Origin of the sequence: Paraburkholderia gardini, assembly GCF_907164545.1 — a bacterium.
Lineage (GTDB): Bacteria > Pseudomonadota > Gammaproteobacteria > Burkholderiales > Burkholderiaceae > Paraburkholderia > Paraburkholderia gardini.
In genome coordinates this window covers 41,323-62,568 of the sequence record NZ_CAJQZB010000035.1, presented here as the reverse complement: position 1 = coordinate 62,568, position 21,246 = coordinate 41,323, and the positions used below count along the sequence as shown (strand labels likewise).

The following is a 21,246-nucleotide window of genomic DNA, read 5'->3' as shown; positions in this document are numbered from 1 at the left end:
GATGCCCCCTTAGCTCATTTGGTAGAGCACTTGACTTGTAATCATGAGGTGGTCTGTTCGAATCAGACAGGGGGCACCAATCGTTTCAGACAAGAAGCCCAGTCGTTCGACTGGGCTTCTTGTTTTCTGGCTGACCGCGATCAACGATGGGAATCGAAGTGCTTTGTCAGGCGGCCCCTGGCTTGCGGCGACCGCGTCGCCGTTCGGCCTGGCGCCGTCCGGCGGACTCCGCGTTTCATGCGGCCGTCAAGACGCACCACGGCACGGCTTCCCATTGCCTCGGCATAACGGGACAGTGTGCGCATGGACGGCAAGGTGTGCCCGCTCTCCATACGTGCGATGATTGATTGCGTCGTCTGCATCTTTTCAGCCAATTGCTCCTGAGTCAGTCCAGCCCGCACCCGGGCGGAGACAAGCTCACGTGCAACAGCAGAAGCACTCACCAACGACCTCCGCGCGGGCATCCCCCGCCCACGTGAGCTTTCCCTCACGTTTTCGCACTTCGTCCCGCGTCCGCGACCATCGCAGTCCCCCACTCGTATAACCGGGTAGAAAAGCGGGGCATCATCACCTACGCTTGGTAAGCCGGTTTTCGATAAGAGAGCGCTCATCGGCTCCCCCGTCTCCGCACACCAGCCCCCTAAAGAAGCAATCCAGTTTTTCGGACGTTTTCGCGACCGAAAGGGTTGTGCCATCCGGCACCCGACACCTCCGCCAAAAGGCGCAGTGTTGTATTTGCATGCAAATAACCCAGTAGACGAGTCGAGGAGACATCCATGCATCCATCCCGCCATACAAGGTCGCTTTGCGTCTCACTTGCGCTGACGATCGGCGCAATGGCACCCGCCGCAACATTCGCCGCCGACGAAGTCCAGAACAGCGCGACGACCACCAGCACGCCCATGCCGGACGTTCTTCGACCCGTCAGCCAGCAGCAGCTCGACGCGGCCAACACGCACGCGGGCGACTGGATTCATTCAAACGGTTCGTACGCGCAGACGCGCTATTACCCCGGCACGCAGATCAACACGACGAACGTCTCGAAGCTGAAGCCCGTTTTCATTTTCCAGACCGCCGTGAACGAATCGATGGAAACCGCGCCGATCGTCTCGAACGGCATCATGTTCGTGACGACTTCGTTCAACCACGTGTATGCCGTCGATGCCGTGACCGGCAAGGAGTACTGGCATTACAAGCACAAGATGGGTCCGGTCACGACGTTCTGCTGCGGGCCGAATAACCGCGGCGTCGCGATCTCGGGTGATCGTCTCTTCATGGGCACGCTCGATTCGAAGCTCGTCGCGCTCGATGCGAAGACCGGCAACCTGCTGTGGGAAACGCAGATTGCCGATCCCGAAGAGGGCTACTCGGAAACGATGGCGCCGACCGTCGTCGAAGACAAGGTGCTGATTGGCACGAACGGCGGCGAGTACGGCATTCGTGGTTTCGTGAAAGCGTTCGATGCCGCCACCGGCAAGCTGATCTGGACCTTCTACACGATTCCCGACAAAGGCCAGGAAGGCGTCTGGGCCACCGACGACGCGACCGGCCGCAACATGAAGCGCGACATCGCCGCGGAACAGAAGCAGCTGGCCGACAAGGGCGGCGACTTCTACAAGACGCTCGGCGGCGGCGTGTGGATGACGCCGGCGGTCGACCGGGCGTCGCGTACGGTGTATTTCGTGGTCGGCAACCCGTCGCCTGACCTGTACGGCGCGATCCGTCCGGGAGACAACCTGTACACCGATTCGCTCGTCGCGGTGAATCTCGATACCGGCGAATACAAATGGCACTTTCAGTACATCGCGCATGACGTCTGGGACATGGACGCCGTGAGCCCGCCGATCCTCGTCGACGTCCGTGACAAGAACGGCCACATGGTGCCGGGCATCCTTCACGGCGGCAAAACCGGCCACATCTACGTGAACGATCGCCGCACCGGCAAGCTGATCCGTTTCTCGAAGGCGATGATTCCGCAGGAAGACATGTGGACGCTGCCGACGTCGACCGGTGCGCGGATGTTGCCGGGCGCGAACGGCGGCGTCGAATGGTCGCCGATGGCATTCAGCCCGAAGACGCGGCTCGCGTACGCCGCGAACCTGCATCAACCGATGACGTATCAGGTCGAAGACGTCGCGTATCCGGGCGGCAGCAAGCTGTGGCTCGGCGGCGCCTTCAAGACGATTCCGACCGAAGCGCAGTGGGGCAAGCTGTCCGCGGTGAACGTCGATACGGGCAAGATCGCGTGGGACTTCAAGACCGATCAGCCGCTGATCGGCGGCGTGCTCGCGACAGCCGGCAATCTCGTGTTCAACGGCGAAGGCAACGGACTCTTCCGCGCGTTCGACGCGGCAACGGGCAAGAAGCTCTGGGAATTCCAGTGCGGCGCAGGTGTGAACGCACCGGCGGTCTCGTACACCGTACACGGCAAGCAGTACGTCGCCGTCGCCGCGGGCGGCAATACGCAACTCGACTTCAAGCGGGGTAATTCCGTCATCGTGTTCGCGTTGCAGTGACGCGCATGGTGATCGCTATCGCAGTGATCCGCCCACGCCGCCTTCCCTGGCGCGCGTGGGCCGCCGCGTTGATGGTGTGCGCCGGCCTCGGAAGCGCACTGCCCGGTGTCGCGCATGCCGACGCCGAAGCCGGCCAGGCGAAGGCGCAGGTTTGCGCGGCGTGTCACGGGCCGATGGGCAATTCGACGAGCCCGGATTACCCGATTCTCGCGGGGCAAAGCGCGCGCTATATCTATCTCGAACTGCGCGACTTCAAGGAGGGACGCCGCTCGGACCCGCGCATGTCGCCGATGGCGGCGAACCTGTCGCGCGAGGACATGCAGGACCTCGCCGACTATTTTGCCGCGCAGAAGCCGGCGGCGGTGCCCTACAAGGCTGATCCGGTGCGTGTCGAAGCGGGGCGTCGCAAGACGGCCGAGGTGCTGTGCACGATGTGCCATCTGGGCGGTTTCACCGGGCAGAACGAGATTCCGCGTGTCGCCGGGCAGCAGTATGCGTACATCGTCAAACAGTTGCAGGACTTCCGCGAACGTCGGCGCACGAACGATGCCGGCAACATGACGAGCGTCACGAAAGGCCTGACGGACGACGACATCATGAATCTGGCAGCGTACATCGCGAACCTGCAGTAACGCGCGTGCGGATGAAAATGACGGTCGCCACACAATCGATACAGCGCTTCGAGGGGAGACACGACGATGAAAAGAACGCAGCGTGCGTGGACGGCGGTGGGTGCCGCGGTGATGGCGATCGCGCTCGGCGGCGCGCCTGCGCAGAGCGTCGCCGATGACGACGTGGGGATCAACCAGCAATTGCTGAACGCAGCGCGAAGCGGCGACGAAGCCGGCGTGAACGCTGCGCTTGCCGCCGGGGCGTCGACGGGTTCGCGCAACCGGATCGGCGATACTGCGTTGATCACGGCCTGCAAGAAAGGCTCGCTCAATATGGCGCGCACGTTGATCGATCACGGCGCGAACGCGAACCAGGCCGATGTCTCCGGCATTACGCCGCTGATGGCCGCTGCGTATGGCGGCTCCGACGCAATCGTGAAGCTGCTGCTGGACCACAAGGCGGACACGGCGGCCACCGACCGCATCGGCAAAACCGCGATGGAGTATGCCGCCGGTCAGGGCGCAACGGCGGTGGTGCAGCTGCTGCTCGATGCGGGGGTCGACGTCAACCGTCTCTACAAGAACGATCTCACGGCATTGATGTGGGCGGCGGGCTACGATCGCGCGGACACCATCCAGCTGTTGCTCGCCCGTGGCGCCAATCCGGCGCTGCGCGACAATCGCGGACTGACTGCGCAGGATATCGCGATGCAGACGCATTCGACGCATGCGGCGACGCTGCTGCCCGCGCGCGCCCCTGGGGGGTGATGAGGCGCGCTCGTGCGCGTCAGCGGAAATACACGTGCGACGCGCCATGCAAAATCCGTCACACGCGGAAATACAGGAAGACGTGCGTCCAGGTGAGCGGTACTATCGCGCCAAAGCTGTGAGCGGCCGTGCCGCTGCCGGCGCAGACCGTATCGCGGCCGCCCCGTTTCTTCCTCGCGTACTCATGACCACTTCCGCCACGATCACCCTTCCCGAAGACGACGGCCCGCGCGCCGTCCTCTGGCGTTCAGAGACGGCCGTGCCGCCGCCAAAGCGTGTGACCATCGCCGATGATCGTCTTACCGCCGATGCCGCTTATCGTCTTGCGTGCGAAGGCACGGCGCTGCTCTATCGCGGCGACTTCCAGAACGCGCGTCAGCTGTTGCAGGCGATGACGCGGCGGGTCGAACGCAATCCGCGCAAGACGGCGACTTCGCTGAAAGAAGCGTTCAATTTCCATCGTCAGACGCAGTCGCAACGCGCGCGCGTTCTCGGCATGGTGCTGATTCCGCTGGACGGCGATTACACGATCCCGCTGCGGCGCGCGCCGGAAGTGCGCGAGGCGTGCACCGAGACGTACGGTGCGGCGACCGGCGAGCCTTCGGTGGTATCGCTGCGTGAACTGCTCGGCCTGATCGGCGCGCATGAATGGCGCAAGAAGGGTGTCGAGATTCCCGTGCTCGCGGATCGCATCCATCCGCATTACGGCGTGTTCTCGCCGGTGCGCGGCGAGTATGTGGATCTCGTTGCGCGTACGCCGTTGCCAACGCTTGAAAAGGCATTCGACATCGGCACCGGTACCGGTGTGCTGGCCGCGCTGCTGGCAAAACGCGGCGTGAAGAAGATCGTCGCGACCGATCAGGATCCGCGCGCGCTCGTGTGCGCCACCGAAAACCTCGCGCGGATGGGTTACGACGCTCAGGTCAAGGTGGTACAGGCCGATCTGTTTCCCGAAGGCCGCGCGCCGCTCGTGATCTGCAATCCGCCGTGGGTGCCGGCGCGGCCCGCATCGCCGGTCGAATATGCCGTGTTCGATCCGGACAGCCGCATGCTGCTTGGCTTCCTGAACGGCCTCGCGGCGCATCTCTCGCCAGACGGCGAAGGCTGGCTGATCCTGTCCGACTTCGCCGAGCATCTTGGCTTGCGCTCGCGCGAAAGCCTGCTCGCGGCGATCGATCAGGCTGGGTTGAAGCTCGTCGGACGTGAGGACATCAAGCCGCGTCATCCGAAGTCGACCGATGCGAACGATCCGCTGCACGCGGCGCGCGTGAAAGAGGTGACGTCGTTGTGGCGTCTGCAGGCGCGCTGAGATTCAGCGTAGTGACGCCGGTTGTTATCCCCAACCCGAACGCCGGTCCTAACCCCGAACCTCACACCGCTTCCGGCGCCCCGACGTACCCGGCTGCGCCTTGGCCCGCAACCAGGCCGCTCGCGAAGCAGGCTGTGAGCAGATAGCCGCCCGTCGGCGCTTCCCAGTCGAGCATCTCGCCGGCGCAGAACGCGCCCGGAATCTGTTGCAGCATCAGGCGCGCATCGAGCGCCTCGAACGGCACGCCGCCCGCGCTGCTGATCGCTTCCTCGATGGGCCGCGCGCGCGTCAAACGCAGCGGCAGCGCCTTGATCGCGTGCGCCAGCTTCTGCGTATCGGCGAACGCCTCCTTCGACAGACACTCGCGCAGCAAACCCGCCTTGACGCCCGAAATCCCGAGCCGCCCGTGCAGATGCGTCGACATCGAGCGCGACCCGCGCGGGCGCGTGACTTCGTCCACAACGCGCTCAGCGGAGTGCGCCGGCGCGAGATCGAGGTGAATGACGACCTCGCCGTCCCCCAGCAGACGATCCCGGATCACCGACGAAAGCGCATACACCAGACTGCCCTCGATGCCCGTTTCCGTCGAAATGAACTCACCTTTTCGATAATGGACTTTTTTGTCTATATCGATGACGGAAATGGCGACGGGTTTCACCGGCTGGCCGGCGAAATGTTCACGGAAATACGCGCTCCAGTCGGCGTCGAAGCCGCAGTTCGACGGGAGCAGCGGCGCGATCGGCACGCCGCGCGCCTGCATCAGCGGGACCCATGAAGCATCCGAGCCGAGCCGCGGCCAGCTACCGCCGCCCAGCGCGAACACGACTGCATCGGCCGTGACAAGATGCTCGCCGTCGTCGCCGCTCGTGGCGAAGCGCAGCACGTGCTTCGGCGCATCGGCTGTTCCTGCGTCGCTGTCCCAGCCGATCCACTTGTGGCGCATGTGGAACCGCACACCGGCTTCTTTCAGCCGATGCAGCCACGCGCGCAGCATCGGCGCGGCCTTCATGTCGGTCGGGAACACGCGCCCCGAGCTGCCGACGAACGTCGGGACGCCCAGCTCCGTCAGCCACGCACGTAACGCGTCGGGGCCGAACGCGTCGAGGAGCGGCGCGATCTGCTCGCGGCGCGCGCCATAGCGGCCGAGAAACGGCGTGAGCGGCTCCGAGTGCGTGATGTTCATGCCGCCTTTGCCGGCCATCAGGAACTTGCGGCCGACGGAAGGCATCGCGTCATGGACGTCGACGCACACGCCGCGCCGCGCGAGCGCCTCGGCGGCCATCAACCCGGCCGGGCCGCCGCCGATGACGGCAACAGAAACTGAATCGTGCGAAAGGGGCATGCGGCAGGCGCGAAGAAGAGGGAAGCGTGCAAAGACGCGAGGTGCGCCATTTTCACACCCACGGCGAACGGGAGCAAACGCGCACGCTGAAGCAGCGAGTCGACCTCACCACACAGTTCAAAAGTACCCAGCAGCGCCGCGCCGTTTCAGGTCACGACACCGACCTGCCACGGCACGAACTCGCTTTGTCCATAGCCGTGCAGTTCGCTCTTCGACGGCCTGCCGGACGCGCAGTCGAGCATCATGCGAAACACGGCTTCGCCGAGTTCATCGATGCTCGCCGTGCCGTCGATCACACCGCCGCAGTTGATGTCCATGTCGTCTTCCTGGCGTTCCCACAGCGGCGTGTTCGTCGCGAGCTTTAGCGACGGCGACGGCGCGCAGCCATACGCGGAACCGCGTCCGGTCGTGAAGCAGATCAGGTTTGCACCCGACGCCACCTGGCCGGTCGCCGACATCGGGTCATAGCCCGGCGAATCCATGAACACGAAACCTTTCGCGGTGACCGGCTGCGCGTATTCGTACACTTCGACGAGATTTGTTGTGCCGCCTTTCGCCACGGCGCCAAGCGATTTTTCGAGGATCGTCGTGAGGCCGCCGACCTTGTTGCCGGCCGACGGATTGTTATCGAGCGCCGCGCCGTTACGCTCGCAGTAGTCCTGCCACCAGGCGATGCGTGCGAGCAGTTTCTCGCCGACTTCGCGGCTCACCGCGCGCCGCGTGAGCAGATGTTCCGCGCCGTAAACTTCAGGCGTCTCCGACAGGATCGCCGTGCCGCCGTTTCGCACCAGGCGGTCGACGGCCGCGCCGAGCGCCGGGTTCGCCGAGATGCCGGAATAGCCATCCGAGCCGCCGCACTGCAAACCGACGACGATATGCGATGCCGGCAGCCGCTCGCGCGTCGCGCGGTTCGCGTCGGCCAGCATTTCGCGCACCATCGCGATGCCGCGCTCGATTGTCTTGCGTGTGCCGCCGCTATCCTGAATCGTGAAGCTGCGCAGACGCGGTTTATCGTCGCTCAATCCGCCGGCTTCGAGCACGCCGCCAATCTGGTTCGTCTCGCAGCCGAGGCCGACGAACAGCACCGACGCGAAGTTCGGATGCATCGCGTAACCCGCGAGCGTGCGGCGCAGGATCCGGATGCCTTCGCCTTGCATGTCGATACCGCAACCGAGCCCGTGCGTGAGCGCGATCACGCCGTCGACGTTCGGAAAATCCGCGAGTTCCTCCGGATGCACATCGCGCCTGAAATGATCTGCGATCGCGCGCGCGACCGTCGCCGAGCAGTTCACGCTCGTCAAGACGCCGATGTAGTTGCGCGTCGCGACGCGTCCGTCGTCGCGGCGAATGCCCATGAAGTGCGCTGGTTCACTCGCGTATTCCGTGGGATGCCGGTCGACGCCGAACGCGTGATCGCGCGAGAAGTCCGCCATGCCGAGGTTCTGCACATGTACGTGCTGACCGCGCGCGATGTTCTCCCGCGCGACGCCGATGATCTGGTTGTAGCGTTTGACCGGTTCGCCTTTCGCGATCGCGCGCGTCGCGATCTTGTGGCCCGGCGGAATCAGCCCGGACACGACGAGATCTTCCGCGTCGATCCGCGTGCCGGACATGAGCTGACGCGTCGCGATCACGACGTCGTCGTTCGGATGCAGACGGATCACGGCGTGCGCGGCGACGGTGTTGGGCGTTGCAAGTGTTGGGCTCGACATGGAAAACCTCTGTTCTTTCGTCTATGCGGGTGACGGTTCGCTCAGGATTCGCTCAGGCCCGACGCGTCGTCTCGCCGAGCGCGGCCTTCAGGCGTGGCTGGTCGGGCGTGATGCGCAGTTCGCGCGCGAGCTCGATGACCGGGCGCAGGCGGCGACGTTTCTTTTCCTCGTGATTGCGCGCGATATCTGAGAGCCGGTGGTCGAGAAACGGATTCCCGAAACGCTCGCGCACGTCGGTGAGATAGGCGCGCGCGGTGTCCGCTTCGCCGAGCGCATCGAAGACGGGCAGCACTTCGTCGCACCAGAGTGCTTCGAGGTCGGCGCGCAGCCTCGTGTCCTGCATCGCGTGGCGCGTGTTTTCATCGGCGGGACGGCGCCCGGACAGCCAGCGCTCCGCCAGATACGTGTGCCCGAGGTTCAGCAGCATCAGCTTGAGTCGCTCGTAGTGCGGCAGGTCGTCGGTGACGACGATTGCCGCGTGCCCGCACGGCAGCACCATGCCCGCGCGACGCTCGACGGCCCACAGCGCATACGGCTCAGCAATTGCGCCGACCGGATGGATCGGCTCCGACACGATCCGGTCGACGAGCGAATTCACCCAGATACAGCCGTGCTCGATGTACTCGACGAGCGCCGCATCCGCGTTCCATTCACGCGCGATGCCCGCGACCAGATCGCGCAACGTGTCGCCGTTACGCGTGATGAGTTCGCACGGAAAAATCGACAGCGGCGCGGCGCCCGCGAGAAAACGCGCGTGCAGCAGCACGACGAGCTTCGCCGCGAAGCCTTGCGGCGGCGTGGCGATACCGCGCAGCAAAGCGGCGGTGTCGGCGGGAAAGCGCGCGAAGCCGGCCTCGCTCGTGTTCGAGATCACGACGCGCGCGTCATGCGCGAAGCGCTCGACGACGAGCGGCCAGTCGGTGCGGGCGTCGAGCGCTTCGGTGATCGCGTCGCATTCGATCGTGGTGTCGATCACGTCGCCGTGCCGCATGCCGCGAACGCGCACCGGATAACGCGCGTCGGCGCGCAACGCTTCGATGCGCGCGCGGCTTTCGGCGCTGGACGTGGTCTGCACGACGGTGATGTTGCCGGCCGCGGCGTGACCGTCCTTAAGCGCCTGCGACACGAAGAGATCGATATGCGCCTGCAGGAAGCGGCTGGTACCGAATTGCAGAATGGAATTCGCCATCCGTCAGCGCTCCGGAAACACGGTCGTGCAGGACGAAACAGATGAGACAGGATTCATCGCGGGAGGGACGTTCTGAAGTTGGGGGGCGCCTTGCCGGCTTCACGACATGGTGTTATTTCGGCCTGACCAGTTGCCGATCATAGAAGTATATTGCTAATCTGGTCAAGCCAGTTTGGCCCACATGCACGTTCGATGGCAAAACGTCGGACCGTCCGTGGGTCTCGCTGATTACAATTCACGCTTTGCCGGGCGCGCAGCCTGGCGTCGCCGCCATCGAACCGTCCAGCCGCCCGGAGCCACGTTTGCCAGTCAAACCCGTCGAAACGCGTCGTCTCTATCTCCAGATCGCCGACAAGCTGCGCGAACTGATCGGCCAGCAAGGCTTCGCGCCGAACGGACGCCTGCCGTCCGAGCGCGAACTGGCGCAGATGCTGGGCGTATCGCGGCCGTCGGTGCGCGAGGCGCTTGTCGCGCTGGAACTGGAAGGGCGCGTGGAGATCCGCATGGGATCGGGCGTGTATGTGAGTTCGCGCCCGGCATCCGCCGCGGCCGGCGCGCCATCGCCCGATTCAGGCACGCTCGGCGAAAGCCCGCGCGAAATCATGGACGCCCGCTCGCTGATCGAAGGCGCGATCGCGGCGAGCGTCGCGCCGTTCGCGAAGCCGAAGGCGCTCAAGGCGCTGCGCACCCTGTACGAACGCATGGCAGCGGAAGTCGCCGCCGGCCAGATTCCGATAGCCGCCGACCGCCAGTTCCACCTGTGCGTTGCGCAGATGTCGGGAAACGACGTGCTGGTGAAAACAATCGCGGACCTGTTCGACGAGCGGCACAGTCCGTTGTCGTCGAAGCTGCGGGTGCATTTCGAAGGGGACGATACCTGGGCGGCGGCGCTCGATGAGCATCGCGCCATTCTGGAAGCGCTCGAGGAACGGGACCCCGTGCAGGCACATGCGGCAGTCCAGCGGCATCTGAAAGCGTCCTACGCGCGTCTGATGAGACGCGTCAAACCCTGAAAGCCGGCCGCTGCCGGCGGCCGGCAGCGTGCATCGCCTTCAGGGGCGGATCGAATCGGCCGATTCGATCAACCCGGGTACTCCTCATCGACCTTCAGACCGGCGAGCTTGAAGATCACGCGTAGCGTCTGGGGCTTGATATCACGCCGCGAAGCCAGCGTCGTCATGACGAAGTCGAGCACCTTTGCGTATTTGAGCAGCGTGAGACAGGTTTCCATGTCGACGGCGCCATCACGCATCAACTCGGCAATCCGCAGCATCTCCACCGAGATGTCGCGCGCCATTTCGAGTTCAATCTGCTGCTTTTCGGTCCACGCGGGCGTGGTGAGGAGTCGCGTCAGCATCTCCTGGAACTTCTGCTCCGCGTTTCCGTTCGGTATCGCGTCCATTGCCGCCTCATTTTCGTCTGAGCGTGCTTCTTGTCCGGTCACGGCGCGCTGCAGGTTACGTAACGTTCGGCCCGATGTTCCGGTGCCGACCTCCCACACGCTAGCTGCTCCTCTCAGAGCAGCTGCTTGTGTTGATGGTGTGTGCCGCTCCCCGTAAGGGCGAAGCGGAATTGCCGTCCGTTTGCGACCGGCGCTTTCCGCGCGCGCCGCGTGACATTCAGCATGAAATGTTCCAGGTGCATGGATGTGTCTCCGGCGGTTTTCTCGCTCTTCGCGCGGACGCACCCGGTTCCTCTCCGCGCTTTTCGGTAAACTGGCAGTATCTTTTCAATCGTTCCGTCATCTGTCGCACGTTCCCGGTGCGGTTGGCGCTGCACAAATTCGATGTCCACCCGATCCGCCAGTCCCGCAAAGCCGCCGAAAGCGGCGAAAACCTACGAAATCCGTCCGAATCAGTCGATCGAGCTGCTGAAGGAGCTGCACATCCTCACGCGCGACGGCACGATGAATCAGGACAGCCGGCGCAAGCTGAAGCAGGTCTATCACCTGTTCCAGTTCATCGAGCCGCTGCTGAAAGACCTGAAGGACACGCAGGGCAGCCTCACGCTCGTCGACCACGGCGCGGGGAAGTCCTATCTGGGTTTTATCCTGTATGACCTGTTTTTCAAGGAGCAGCACGACGCGTCGCATATCTACGGCATCGAGACGCGTGAGGACCTCGTCACGAAGTCGGAAGAACTGGCGGCGCGGCTGGGTTTCGGCGGGATGTCGTTCGTGAATCTGTCGGTGGCGGAATCGATTACGTCGGAGCGTCTGCCGGCGACGATCGACATCGTCACCGCGCTGCACGCGTGTAACACCGCCACCGACGACGCGATCCGCTTCGCGCTGGAGAAAAAGGCGAAGTACATCGTCGTGGTGCCGTGCTGCCAGGCGGAAGTGGCGGGCGTGCTGCGCAGCAACAAGAGCCGCTCGCTCGGCCACGCGCTGACGGAAATCTGGCGCCATCCGCTGCATACGCGCGAGTTCGGCAGCCAGATCACGAACGTGCTCCGCTGCCTGCAACTCGAAGCGCACGGCTATCAGGTGAGCGTGACGGAACTCGTCGGCTGGGAGCATTCGATGAAGAACGAACTCATCATCGCCCAGTACAAGGATCTGCCGCGCCGCCGGCCGGCGGAACGGCTCAACGAGGTGATGGAGACGCTCGGTCTCGTCGAACTGCGTGAGCGGTTCTTTGCGCCAGAAGTCGTGTGATTCGCGCGGCGGTTATTTCGGGCAGGTGCGTCGAACGCCTGCCTTCAGGTGATGCGCGCCTGTGTGACGTCCAGCGTCAGTCTTTAGCCGGCTCGCTCATCCATTTCCGCCAGCCATCCAGGCCAAGCCGCTGCATCGTTTCCTGATTGCGTTCGTAGATATCGGCTGCGTCGGGGAACGCATCGACCGCACGTTCGATACTCGCTTCGCGCAACAGATGCAGGACCGGATACGGCGCGCGGTTGGTGTAGTTCTCGATGTCGTCTGGCCCGGTGCCGTCGAACTGATACCGCGGATGAAAACTCGCGATCTGCAATTCGCCTTCAAGACGCATCTGCTTTAGCATCCGGTCGGCGAAGAACAGGCAGTCGTTGTACTCGAGGAAATCGGCCAGCGCGTCCGGAATGATCAGGAGCGTCGTGTCGATATCGGCCGGATCGGCGTCGGCGAGCGTCTGCAGTTCGGTTTCGAGATCGGCCAGCACGCCTTCCATGTTCGTCGCTTCGCTGATCGCGTAGCGGATCTGGTCTTTCACATGCACGCTCTTCGCGAACGGACACAGGTTCAGTCCGATGACCGCGCGCGTCAGCCAGTGACGGGTGGCGGAAAGGATCGATTCGCGGGTTTCGGCGGACAGCGGCATGACGGAAGGGCGACGTGGAAAGCCGTATTTTAACGGCCTTGCCGGCAACGGTCGTACAGGCGTTGCAGCGCTGGACCGTTTTCCCGTTGCTCGGCGCGCAAGCGGCGGCGGCCGCCGTGCCTTCAGCCCGGCGCGCTCCCGCAGGCTGCCGCGATCAGCTGTGCCGCGACGCGCGGCGCGGCGCGCACGGGCCCGCAGCCCGGACCATACGTCTGGCTTGCTGCGTAGACGCCTTCGATCAGGAGGCCGAGTGCGTCGGCGAGCGCCTCGGGATCGTCCGCGCCCGCTTCGGTTGCAAGCGCAAGGATTCGCGCCATCAGCCGCGCCTTGTTGTCGATGACGAACTGGCGCGCGGGGTGCGTCACGTCGGGAAACTCGACGGCGATATTCACGAACGGACAGCCCCGATAATCCTTCACCGAAGCGCGCACGGCCAGATCGTCGAAGTACTGTTGCAGCTGCCTTGCGGGCTCACCCGGATACTTCGCGAAGCTCTTCTCGACGTAGCTGAAAAACTGCCCGTCCTTGCGTTCGAGGTAGGCCAGCACGAGATCGTCCTTGGACGAGAACTGCCGGTACAGGCTCATCTTGTTGACGCCAGCGCGCTCCACGACCGTATCGACACCCACCGCCCGCACGCCGTCGCGATAGAACAACTCGTCCGCCGCGCGCAGCAGATGCGCCTGCGCGTCGGGACCCGCCGTCTGCGTGCGTGCGCGGCGATGCGCGGTGCGTTTTTCAGTTTCGCTCTGTGCCATGGACGTTCCACCTCCGGTTACCGACGCTTGACATGTTACCGACCAGTCACTAACATCGCAACACACATTGTGACTGATCTGTCACAAGTCCTTTACTGTATCGGTAACAATTCGCGCGAGCGGCGAAAAAACGGACGCCGCGCGCCGGCTGGAGAGACGATGAACTGGGCTGCGAGACTGATTGGCGGACGCTTCCACTATGGATGGCTGACCGTGGCGGTGGTGTTTCTGGTGCTGCTGGCCGCGGCGGGCACGCGCGCCACGCCGAGCGTGATGATGGTGCCGCTCGAGCATCAGTTCGGCTGGAGCCGCGCGACGGTCTCCCTCGCGATCTCCGTGAACATCGCGCTGTACGGCTTGATGGGGCCGTTTGCGGCAGCGGCGATGCAACGGTTCGGCGTACGTCCCACGCTCCTTATCGCGCTCGCGACGATGGCGGGCGGTGTCGCGCTTTCGTCGCTGATGACGCATCCGTGGCAGATGGTGCTGATCTGGGGCGTGATGGTCGGCGGCTCGACGGGGGTGGCGGCGTTGTCGCTGTCGGCGACGGTGGTGACGCGCTGGTTCACCACGCATCGCGGTCTCGTGATGGGCATCCTGACTGCGAGTTCGGCTACAGGTCAGCTCGTGTTCCTGCCGCTGCTCGCGGCGATCGCGGAGCATCACGGCTGGCAACCGGTTGTGCTGGTGGTGGCGGGCGCCGCCGCGATCGTCCTGCCGCTGGTTGCGTTCCTGTTGCCGGAGCGACCCGCCGACATGGCGCTGCGCCCCTATGGCGAGCCGGCCGACGCGCCTGTCGCGTCGAATCTCACGAAGCAGAATCCGCTGGCGATCGCCTTCGGCACACTGTCGATGGCAAGCAAAACGCGCGACTTCTGGCTGCTCTTCTTCAGCTTCTTTATCTGCGGTGCGAGTACCAATGGCTACGTCGGCACCCATCTGATCGCGATGTGCGGCGACTACGGCATGACCGAAGTGCAGGGCGCGTCGCTGCTGGCTGCCATGGGCATCTTCGATCTGTTCGGCACGACGTTGTCCGGATGGCTGTCGGATCGTTTCAACAGCCGCGTGCTGCTGTTCTGGTACTACGGGTTGCGCGGGCTGTCGCTGATTTACCTGCCGCACGCGTTCGGAATCGACTTCTTCGGGTTGCCGCTCTTTGCCGTGTTCTATGGTCTCGACTGGATTGCCACCGTGCCACCGACCGTGCGTCTTGCCACCGACGTCTACGGCAAGGAATCGGCGCCGGTCGTGTTCGGCTGGGTGGTCGCCGGTCACCAGCTCGGCGCGGCGTTCGCGGCGCTTGGCGCCGGCATGCTGCGCGCAAGCCTTGGCACTTATACGGTGGCGTCGATGATCTCGGGCGGATTGTGTCTCGTTGCCGCTGTGATCGTGCTGCGGATCAACCGCGGCGGGCGGCCGGTCGCCGCGCAGGCGGTGTGATACCGGCGGCCGGTTGCGCGGGTTTTGTTCCTTCGGCGGCACAGCGAGCGTGGATTGAGCGCTTCGCCCGCGCGACAGCGGACATGGCACAAAGGAAACCGGAGCGATGATCGTATCGCTCCGGTTTTTTTCCGGATGCGATGATCGCGCTTATGCGCGGGCGCAAGCAGCGCGCGGCGTAAAGGCCGGTTATGCTATGTGACCCCGGGCGTCCGCCCGTCGACTGGATTTCGATCGAGAGAAGCGCATGATGACAAAACCCGCTCCAACGACTGTCCCCATCCACGAACTTCTTGCTGGCCGCTGGAGCCCGCGCGCGTATTCGAGCGAACCGGTGAGCCGCGAGCAGTTGCATTCGGTGCTCGAAGCGGCGCGCTGGGCGCCTTCGTCGTATAACGGGCAGCCGTGGCGTTTCGTCGTGTTCGACCGCACCACCGACGAAGTCGCGTTCAAGCGCGCCTTCGCGACGCTGGTGCCGTTCAACCAGGGGTGGAACGGGCCGGCACCGGTGCTGATCGCGGTCACGACACAGACGTTGACGAGCAAGGGCGAAATCAACCGCTGCGCACCGTACGATGCGGGCGCGGCAGCGATGGCGCTCGTCCTGCAGGCGCACGCGCTCGGTCTCGCCGCGCACCAGATGAGCGGCTTCGATGTCCCCGCGTTTCGTAGCGCGTTTGCGATTCCCGCCGACGTCGAAGTCATCGCGATGATTTCGCTCGGCCATTACGGCGATGTCGACAAACTCGATCCGGTGCTGCGCGAGCGCGAGAAGTCGGTGCGCCAGCGTCAGCCGCTGGGCGAGATCGCCTATGGCGGCGCGTGGAAGAAGGCGTTCTGATACTGGTATTTGCCTTCACTCCCAGCTTTGCCATTGAAAAACGCGCGACCTCGATCGCGCGTTTTTCGTTTTCGGAAGAGTTCTTGTAGTCGTTGGCCTTAATGGTCCGCGTCGAGCGCGGAAAGCGGCGACGCGACGCTTTCCAGCGATTTTCTTTCCGCGTCGACGCCCCAGATCGCCGCGATCACCGCGGCGGCAATCATCAGCACCGCACCGACGAGATACCCCGTGAACACCTGCGCGCGCTCGTGCGTATCGATCAGGCGCCCGAAAAACGCGGGCCCGGCGATGCCGCCGAGAGCCGTGCCGAACGCATAGAACACGGCAATCGCGAGCGCGCGAATTTCGAGCGGAAACGATTCGCTGACGGTCAGATATGCCGAACTCGCCGCCGCCGATGCAAAGAAGAAGATCATCATCCAGGCGATTGTCTGCGTGGTCACATCGAGCAACTGCTGCTCGAAGAGATAGCCGCTCACCGCGAGCAGCACGCCCGAAATGGCATACGTCGATGCAATCATCCTGCGGCGGCCGATCACGTCGAAGAGCCGGCCAAGCAGCAACGGACCAAGAAAGTTGCCGAGCGCGAACGGCAACAGATACCAGCCGATGCGATCGCCCGGCACCCCGTAGAAGTCGGTCAGCACGAGCGCGTAGGTGAAGAAGATCGCGTTGTAGCAGAACGCCTGCGCGGTCATCAGCGACATGCCCACCAGCGCGCGCCGCCGGTGCAATGCGAAGAGGGTGTGAAACACCTCGCGCAGCGTCGTGCGTTCGCGCGAGCGGAGGCGCAAAGTCTGAAGACCGTCCTGCGCGAGCGTATGGCCTTCGCGGCGAAAGCGGGTTTCAATGCCTTCGACGATCGTCCGCGCTTCGTCGTGCTCGCCGTGTGTCATGAGCCAGCGCGGACTCTCGGGAATCCACGCGCGCATCGGCAGGATCACGAGCGCGAGCGCGGCGCCGATGAAAAAGCAGGCGCGCCAGCCCCAGTCGGCCGGCAGCAGGCTGTTGTCGAGCAAAACCAGCGAGCCCGTCGCGCCGAGCGCGGCGCCGATCCAGAACGTGCCGTTGATGCCGAGATCGGTCCAGCCGCGCACGCGAGCTGGAGTGAACTCCTGAATCGTCGAATTGATCGCGGTGTATTCGCCGCCAATGCCCGCGCCCGTCAGAAACCGGAACACAATGAAGCTCGCCAGATTCCACGAAAGCGCGGTTGCCGCGGTGGCGGCCAGATAGAGAGCGAGCGTGATGAAAAAGAGCTTCCGGCGTCCGAGCCGGTCGGTGAGCCAGCCGAACCCGAGCGCGCCGAGCACGGCGCCGGCGATATACGCGCTGCCGGTCAGACCGACGTCGGCGTTGGAAAAATGCAGCGCCGGGCTGGATTTCAGTGCGCTCGCCACGGCGCCGGCCAGTGTCACTTCGAGCCCGTCCAGCAGCCAGGTGACGCCGAGCGCGAAGACGATCAGCGTGTGGAAGCGGCCCCACGGCAGCCGGTCGAGCCGCGACGGCAGATCGGTTTCGATAACCGGTGGCCGCCCGGCGTGGGTTCCGGGCGCGCCGGATTCGTCGCCGGGCGACGTCGGGCTGGCCGGCGAGGCGGGCCGCTCGTGGGTCGAGGCGGAGGACGGCTCGGTCATCCCTCAAGATCTCCCGAAAATTGACGACATAACCTGCTTGACCAGGTTCACCTGGGACACTGCGGCAGCAAATTCCATTCCGTGCGAAGTCGCGCGGCCCCGGTTGATACTGCGAGCGCTTCGTGTTACAAAGCCCGTCCATTTCCGTCTTTCCGTGCGCGCCAACCGTGAGCGATTCCTGCCATGACCTACTGCGCGATTGACTTCGGCACCTCGAATTCGGCTGTTGCGCTGCCTGACGGCGCGACGTCGCGCCTGGCGCCGGTCGAGGGCGACTACACGACGCTGCCGACCGCTGTCTTCTTCAACACCGACGAGAACACCCGCGAATTCGGCCGCGCGGCGCTCGAAGCCTACATCGACGGCTTCGACGGCCGGCTGATGCGCTCGATGAAGAGCATTCTCGGCTCCGCGCTCGCCGATACGACCACGGACCTCGGCGACGGCTCCGCGATCCGCTATACCGACGTGATCGGCATTTTCCTCGACCACCTGAAACGCAAGGCCGAAAAGGTCGCGGGCGCGTCGATCGACCGCGCCGTGCTGGGCCGCCCGGTGTTTTTCGTCGACGACGATCCGCGCGCCGACCAGCTCGCCCAGCAGCAGTTGGAAGCGGCGGCGCGCTCGGTGGGCCTGCGCGACGTCCATTTCCAGTATGAGCCGATCGCGGCGGCTTTCGACTACGAATCGCATCTGACCGGGGAAGGGCTGGTGCTCGTCGCCGACATCGGCGGCGGCACGTCGGACTTTTCGCTGGTACGAGTGGGGCCGGACCGGATGCACCGTATCGAGCGCAAGGACGACGTGCTCGCGCATCATGGCGTTCACGTCGCCGGCACCGATTTCGACCGGCGCGTCGAACTCGCGACGATCCTGCGCGAGCTCGGCTACCAGTCGCTCGATCCAGAAGGGCGCGAACTGCCGAACCGCGTCTACTTCGATCTCGCGACGTGGCACCTGATCAACACCGTCTATTCGCCGAAGCGGGTGAGCGAGCTTGGACTGATGCGGCACCTTTATACGGAGACGCGCCAGCACGACCGGTTGATGCGCGTCGTCGAGCGCCGTCTGGGCCACGCGCTGGCCGCGCACGCGGAAGAAGCGAAGATCGGCGTGGCAGCGGGCGGCGAAACGGTGATCGATCTGGACGAGGTGGAAGACGATCTGCGTCTCGCCTTCGACGAAGCGCAACTCGTACAGGCGGGCAACGACGACATGCAGCGCATCGTTCAGGCCGCGCGCGACACCGTGCAGGCCGCGGGCGTTGCGACGCGCGACGTGACGGCCGTGTATTTCACGGGCGGCTCGACGGGCCTCGCGTTTCTGTCGAATGCATTGGCGGCGGCTTTTCCTGGCGCGCAAGCCGTATTCGGCGACCGGCTCGCCAGTGTGGCGACCGGTCTCGGGATTCATGCGCGGCGCATCTTTGGATAATCGGCGCTACGTTATTAAAATCGCTCACGCATGAAATTGCGGACATAAAAAAACCCCGCCGAAGCGGGGTTTTTTGCATCCAGAAGGAAGCGCGTTGCTTACACCGGCTTGATGTTAGCAGCTTGCTTGCCCTTCGGGCCCGTCTTGACTTCAAACGTGACCTTTTGGTTTTCTTGCAGCGACTTGAAGCCTTCTGCACGGATTTCCGAGAAATGCGCGAACAGATCTTCGCCGCCGCCGTCCGGCGTGATGAAGCCAAAGCCCTTTGCGTCATTGAACCACTTGACGGTACCGGTTTCCATATTACTTGTTCCTAAAGATGGTGAATAAGGCCGAAGCCCGGGTGTGCATGAAAATCAAGGAAGGGGCAATGGGACCAACCGGAGTACCGTTGATGGGCGAACTACGAAAGACCTTCACTCGCCGCTTGAAATCCTGCCCGAACGTTATACGGCGATTTCTTACGAAGGTCAACCCAATTCCCCTATTCTTTACAGGTTTTTTCGGAATGGTCTGCTTGTTGCTGTCCAGATAATCCTGCTTGCATTGGCGTTTGCCGGGGCCAGAACATTTGACACTGCGCTGACCGGGTGCAACCGGTAAACTACGCGCCCGCGTAGAGGTTGCACTTTCTGTCGACCAACCGGGCTGCGCGCGTGATGAAGCGTATATGTTCAGCTGTCAGGCTACCTGCACAGCGCTTCACACGCTTTCGATATAGGAGAAGACGTGAAAAGTTCTATTCAGAGGAACATCGGGCCAGTCGCGCTGCTGCTGACCGGCCTCGGATCCATCATTGGATCGGGCTGGTTGTTCGGCGCGTGGAAGGCGGCAAAAATTGCAGGCCCGGCGGCAATATGTGCATGGGTAATTGGCGCCGTCGTAATTCTGGCCATCGCGCTCACCTATGCGGAGCTGGGTGCGATGTTCCCCGAATCGGGCGGGATGGTGCGTTACGCGCGTTATTCGCACGGCGCGCTGGTCGGCTTTATCAGCGCGTGGGCAAACTGGATCGCGATCGTCTCGGTGATTCCGATCGAAGCCGAAGCATCGATCCAGTACATGAGCACCTGGCCATACGACTGGGCGCACGCGCTGTTCGTGAACGGCTCTCTGACGACACCAGGTTTATTGCTGTCGGCGGCGCTGGTGATCGTGTATTTCCTGCTGAACTACTGGGGCGTGAAGCTTTTCGCGCAGGCGAATTCGGCGATCACCGTCTTCAAGTTCATCATTCCTGGCGCGACGATCCTCGGCTTGATGCTGACCGGCTTCCACAAGGAAAACTTCGGCGACGCCGGTTCGTTCGCGCCGTACGGCTGGTCGTCGGTCCTGACCGCGGTCGCGACCAGCGGCATCGTGTTCGCGTTCAACGGCTTTCAGAGCCCGATCAACCTTGCCGGCGAAGCGCGCAACCCGTCGAAGAGCGTGCCGTTCGCGGTGATCGGCTCGATCCTGCTCGCGCTCGTGATCTACGTGCTGCTGCAGGTCGCGTACATCGGCGCGGTGAATCCGTCCGACGTGATGAAGGGCTGGAGCCACTTCAATTTTGCGTCGCCGTTCGCTGAGCTGGCGCTCGCGCTGAACCTGAACTGGCTCGCGTTCCTGCTGTACGTCGACGCGTTCGTGAGCCCGAGCGGCACCGGCACCACCTATATGGCCACGACGACGCGCATGATCTACGCGATGGAGCGCAACAACACGATGCCGAAGATGTTCGGCAACGTGCATCCGTTCTACGGCGTGCCGCGTCAGGCGATGTGGTTCAACCTGCTGGTTTCGTTCATCTTCCTGTTCTTCTTTCGCGGCTGGAGTTCGCTCGCCGCGGTGATCTCGGTCGCCACGGTGATTTCGTATCTGACGGGCCCGATCAGCCTGATGTCGCTGCGCCGCTCGGCGACGGACCTCGAGCGTCCGCTGCATATTCCGGGGATGCGGGCAATCGCGCCGTTTGCGTTCGTGTGCGCATCGCTGGTCCTGTACTGGGCGAAGTGGCCACTGACGGGCGAAATCATTCTGCTGATGATCGTCGCGCTACCGGTCTATTTCTACTTCCAGGCGAAGTCGGGTTTCGGCGGTTGGGGACGTGACCTGAAAGCCGCATGGTGGCTGGTCGCCTATCTGCCTGTCATGGCGCTGCTTTCGCTGATCGGTAGCAAACAGTTTGGCGGTCGCGGCATCCTGCCGTACGGCTGGGATATGGTGGTAGTGATCGCGTTCGCGCTCGTGTTCTATTACTGGGGCGTGCACACTGGCTACCGCACCGGATACCTCGACGAGCGCGAATCGCACGACGAGATTCTGGAAGGCATCGGCGCGTAACGCGGTTTCTTCAGGTCCCGGGGTCCCGAGGTCCGGCGCGCGATGTGCCGGACCGCGACGCA

Annotated in this window: 19 protein-coding genes and 1 tRNA gene; 11 read left to right on the top strand and 9 right to left on the bottom strand. The window is 63.8% G+C overall.

The features are described 5' to 3' along the window. The first annotated feature begins 3 nt into the window (after positions 1–3). Positions 4–79, top strand: a tRNA-Thr gene (locus LPA37_RS21705). A 61-nt stretch (positions 80–140) separates the two neighbouring features. On the opposite strand, the gene LPA37_RS21700 is transcribed toward LPA37_RS21705, so the two are convergent. Beyond that, positions 141–464 carry a helix-turn-helix domain-containing protein gene (locus LPA37_RS21700; protein ID WP_228980376.1) on the bottom strand — a complete coding sequence of 108 codons (324 nt, stop codon included), beginning with the start codon at positions 462–464 and terminating at the stop codon, positions 141–143. A 372-nt stretch (positions 465–836) separates the two neighbouring features. Between LPA37_RS21700 and LPA37_RS21695 the strand changes: the two genes are divergently transcribed. The 4 genes from LPA37_RS21695 (at position 837) to LPA37_RS21680 (ending at position 5,204) form a co-directional block, all read left to right on the top strand. Continuing rightward, entirely contained in the window at positions 837–2,516 is a 1,680-nt protein-coding gene (locus tag LPA37_RS21695) for a pyrroloquinoline quinone-dependent dehydrogenase (protein WP_228980503.1), read from the top strand. Between the two features lie 71 nt (positions 2,517–2,587). After that, positions 2,588–3,148: a c-type cytochrome gene (locus LPA37_RS21690; RefSeq protein WP_229013694.1), complete on the top strand. Its 561-nt coding sequence runs from the start codon at positions 2,588–2,590 to the stop codon at positions 3,146–3,148. Positions 3,149–3,214: 66 nt separating this feature from the next. Continuing rightward, a complete protein-coding gene (locus tag LPA37_RS21685) occupies positions 3,215–3,895 on the top strand; it encodes an ankyrin repeat domain-containing protein (RefSeq protein WP_229013691.1) in 681 nt (226 codons plus the stop codon). 184 nt (positions 3,896–4,079) lie between these two features. Beyond that, positions 4,080–5,204 (top strand): methyltransferase, encoded by a 1,125-nt coding sequence (locus tag LPA37_RS21680; RefSeq protein WP_228980380.1) that lies wholly within the window; start codon positions 4,080–4,082, stop codon positions 5,202–5,204. A gap of 61 nt (positions 5,205–5,265) precedes the next feature. On the opposite strand, the gene LPA37_RS21675 is transcribed toward LPA37_RS21680, so the two are convergent. The 3 genes from LPA37_RS21675 to LPA37_RS21665 form a co-directional block, all read right to left on the bottom strand. Continuing rightward, positions 5,266–6,546, bottom strand: a complete 1,281-nt coding sequence (locus LPA37_RS21675) for a BaiN/RdsA family NAD(P)/FAD-dependent oxidoreductase (protein ID WP_228980382.1) — start codon at positions 6,544–6,546, stop codon at positions 5,266–5,268. Between the two features lie 146 nt (positions 6,547–6,692). Further along, positions 6,693–8,258, bottom strand: a complete 1,566-nt coding sequence (locus LPA37_RS21670; protein WP_229013690.1) for a UxaA family hydrolase — start codon at positions 8,256–8,258, stop codon at positions 6,693–6,695. Between the two features lie 52 nt (positions 8,259–8,310). After that, positions 8,311–9,447, bottom strand: a complete 1,137-nt coding sequence (locus LPA37_RS21665) for a mannitol dehydrogenase family protein (RefSeq protein WP_229013689.1) — start codon at positions 9,445–9,447, stop codon at positions 8,311–8,313. 302 nt (positions 9,448–9,749) lie between these two features. Between LPA37_RS21665 and LPA37_RS21660 the strand changes: the two genes are divergently transcribed. Next, a complete protein-coding gene (locus tag LPA37_RS21660; RefSeq protein WP_229013688.1) occupies positions 9,750–10,460 on the top strand; it encodes a FadR/GntR family transcriptional regulator in 711 nt (236 codons plus the stop codon). A gap of 68 nt (positions 10,461–10,528) precedes the next feature. On the opposite strand, the gene LPA37_RS21655 is transcribed toward LPA37_RS21660, so the two are convergent. Beyond that, on the bottom strand, positions 10,529–10,849 hold the full coding sequence (locus LPA37_RS21655; protein WP_228980390.1) for a type II toxin-antitoxin system HicA family toxin: 321 nt from the start codon (positions 10,847–10,849) through the stop codon (positions 10,529–10,531). A 384-nt stretch (positions 10,850–11,233) separates the two neighbouring features. Between LPA37_RS21655 and LPA37_RS21650 the strand changes: the two genes are divergently transcribed. Further along, complete coding sequence (locus LPA37_RS21650) at positions 11,234–12,106, top strand: class I SAM-dependent methyltransferase (RefSeq protein WP_229013687.1); 873 nt, start codon at positions 11,234–11,236, stop codon at positions 12,104–12,106. Between the two features lie 76 nt (positions 12,107–12,182). On the opposite strand, the gene LPA37_RS21645 is transcribed toward LPA37_RS21650, so the two are convergent. Then, positions 12,183–12,749, bottom strand: coding sequence for a DUF1415 domain-containing protein (locus tag LPA37_RS21645; RefSeq protein WP_229013686.1), 567 nt, complete (start codon positions 12,747–12,749; stop codon positions 12,183–12,185). Between the two features lie 122 nt (positions 12,750–12,871). After that, the gene (locus LPA37_RS21640; protein ID WP_229013685.1) at positions 12,872–13,507 is read right to left on the bottom strand and encodes a TetR/AcrR family transcriptional regulator; all 636 of its coding nucleotides are present in this window, start codon (positions 13,505–13,507) and stop codon (positions 12,872–12,874) included. Positions 13,508–13,666: 159 nt separating this feature from the next. On the opposite strand from LPA37_RS21640, the gene LPA37_RS21635 reads away from it, so the two are divergent. Next, positions 13,667–14,950: an MFS transporter gene (locus LPA37_RS21635; protein WP_228980397.1), complete on the top strand. Its 1,284-nt coding sequence runs from the start codon at positions 13,667–13,669 to the stop codon at positions 14,948–14,950. A gap of 247 nt (positions 14,951–15,197) precedes the next feature. Further along, on the top strand, positions 15,198–15,791 hold the full coding sequence (locus LPA37_RS21630; RefSeq protein ID WP_228980398.1) for a nitroreductase family protein: 594 nt from the start codon (positions 15,198–15,200) through the stop codon (positions 15,789–15,791). A gap of 98 nt (positions 15,792–15,889) precedes the next feature. Here LPA37_RS21630 and LPA37_RS21625 read toward each other — a convergent pair whose 3' ends face one another. After that, a complete protein-coding gene (locus LPA37_RS21625) occupies positions 15,890–17,428 on the bottom strand; it encodes an MFS transporter (protein WP_229013684.1) in 1,539 nt (512 codons plus the stop codon). A gap of 183 nt (positions 17,429–17,611) precedes the next feature. On the opposite strand from LPA37_RS21625, the gene LPA37_RS21620 reads away from it, so the two are divergent. Continuing rightward, the gene (locus LPA37_RS21620) at positions 17,612–18,862 is read left to right on the top strand and encodes an Hsp70 family protein (RefSeq protein WP_228980403.1); all 1,251 of its coding nucleotides are present in this window, start codon (positions 17,612–17,614) and stop codon (positions 18,860–18,862) included. A gap of 98 nt (positions 18,863–18,960) precedes the next feature. Here LPA37_RS21620 and LPA37_RS21615 read toward each other — a convergent pair whose 3' ends face one another. Further along, positions 18,961–19,164: a cold-shock protein gene (locus LPA37_RS21615; RefSeq protein ID WP_090537350.1), complete on the bottom strand. Its 204-nt coding sequence runs from the start codon at positions 19,162–19,164 to the stop codon at positions 18,961–18,963. A gap of 427 nt (positions 19,165–19,591) precedes the next feature. Here LPA37_RS21615 and LPA37_RS21610 point away from each other — a divergent pair, with 427 nt between their 5' ends. Continuing rightward, positions 19,592–21,184, top strand: coding sequence for an APC family permease (locus LPA37_RS21610; protein ID WP_229013683.1), 1,593 nt, complete (start codon positions 19,592–19,594; stop codon positions 21,182–21,184). The last annotated feature ends 62 nt before the right edge of the window (positions 21,185–21,246 follow it).